General features: G+C 75.2%; 1 protein-coding gene and 1 pseudogene. One reads left to right on the top strand and one right to left on the bottom strand.

Annotated features, from left to right (window positions below; genetic code table 11):
* A pseudogene (locus VGH76_RS06180) lies at window positions 1–376 on the top strand (exodeoxyribonuclease III); the annotation flags it as partial.
* Here the strand turns inward: VGH76_RS06180 and VGH76_RS06185 are convergent.
* Window positions 359–1,159 (bottom strand): helix-turn-helix transcriptional regulator, encoded by an 801-nt coding sequence (locus VGH76_RS06185; RefSeq protein WP_331555744.1) that lies wholly within the window; start codon window positions 1,157–1,159, stop codon window positions 359–361. The pseudogene VGH76_RS06180 and the gene VGH76_RS06185 sit on opposite strands and share 18 nt — an antisense overlap.
* Window positions 1,160–1,763: the final 604 nt, after the last annotated feature.

Genomic DNA, 1,763 nt, shown 5'->3' on the forward strand with positions numbered 1-1,763 from the left:
GGTCGAGGCCTTCGCCGGGTCCACCCACGTCACCCCGCCGGAGCGCGACGCGCTGGCGGCGCTGCAGAAGACCGGGCTGCACGACGTCGTCCGCGAGCGGTGGCCCTCCGAGCGCGTCTTCAGCTACTGGGACTACCGCGGTGGCGCCTTCCACCAGGACCGCGGGATGCGGATCGACCTCATCCTCGCGGGCGCGCCGATCGCCGAGCGCCGCGCCGCGACGTGGATCGACCGGCAGGCCCGCAAGGGCACCGGTCCCTCCGACCACGCGCCGGTGATGCTCGACCTCGACGAGGCCCCCGACGGCGACCTCGGGCCCGTCGTCCCGCCGCCCTCCCTCGGGGCGAAGAAGGGCGGCTCACGGAAGCGCGGCTGACCCCGCGGTCGTCGGGAGCAGGCCGAGCCGCCCGGCTCGGAGCACCGCCGAGACGCGGTCGCGGACGCCGAGCTTCGCGTACGCCCGTTCCAGGTGCTTGTGGACGGTGCGGGGGCTGATCCCGAGGCGCCGCGCGACGGCGTCGGCGGTCAGCCCCTCGGCCACCGCGACCAGGGCGGCCGTCTCCCGCGGCGTCAGGCCCACCTCGTCCGCGGGGTCGGCGGGGACGCCGCGCGTCGCCACCACCTGACGGGCGAGCCCGCGGAGCAGTCCCTGCAGCCGGCGGGCGAACCAGAGGTCCTCGGGCGCGAAGGGCTCGCTGCGCCCCACCACGTAGCTGTGGTGGTGCGGTGGCGCGTGGATCAGCGGGATCGCGATCTGACGGTCCGCGGCCAGGGCCCGCGCCTGCTCGCGCCAGGCTCCGCAGGGCCGTCGGTCGGGGATCCGCGGGATGCCGTCGAGGTCGTGGGCGCGGTCGTCACCGGTCGCGAGGTAGTAGGCGAGCAGCGGGTGCTCCGTCGCCGCGCGCGTGCGCGCGAAGCGGTTCGCCTCCTCCCAGCGGTCCGCCGGCCCGGGCCCGCCGTGGACGGACTGCGTCACCTGGTCGCCCCGCCGGATGTGCACCGCGGTCGCCGTGGCCTCGAAGCTGGCGGTGAGCGCTCCCGCGACGACGGCGTGCGGCAGGTCGTCGAGCCGGCTCGCGCACAGGGACGCGACGAGATCGAGCCAGAAGTCCGCACGCTCCCCCCGGCCCACCGGTGGTGCGAGCATCGGGGCTGCCATGGGTCGAGTGTGACGCGTGGTAGCGCAAGTGACGGATGGTTCGACCCGTCTGCTACACCGAGTCACACGATGTGTCCAACAGCTCGGGTGCTGACTTTTCCGGCGGGTGTGCCGACCGGGTGACGCCGGGGGCCCGGTCGGTGACGGAGAAACCCTGACCGATGGTCAGGGTCTTTTCCGACCCGATCACTCCCGCGGCGCAGCTCGTTCCGGTCATCGGGAGGTACCGGTCCCAGATCGCACGCCACCTCGGGGTCGGCCTGCCCGGGCTCGGCTGCCTCGAGCTGGTCGCCGAGCGACCCCGGGTCAGCGGCCGCCCTCGGCTCGCGCACAGCGATCACGGGCAGCGCTATGAACCGGGTGGCCCGGCGTCCGACCCGTCGCGTCGCGCGCTCGCCGCCGGTTCTCGTCCACGTGTCGGCTGTCCTCGGCCGGGAGGCGCTCGAGATGGAACCCCGCGCCACCCTCGCCTCCTACTCGGCGCAGCGCCGGCGGGAGCGCGCGCGGAGCGGGCGGCGTCCGCCGTGGGAAGGGTGAGGCTCAGACCGCCGGGAAGGGCCCGACGTGGCTCACGTGCACCACGGCGGAGCCGACCTCGTCGGAG

The organism is Actinomycetospora sp., assembly GCF_036497585.1.
GTDB lineage: Bacteria > Actinomycetota > Actinomycetes > Mycobacteriales > Pseudonocardiaceae > Actinomycetospora.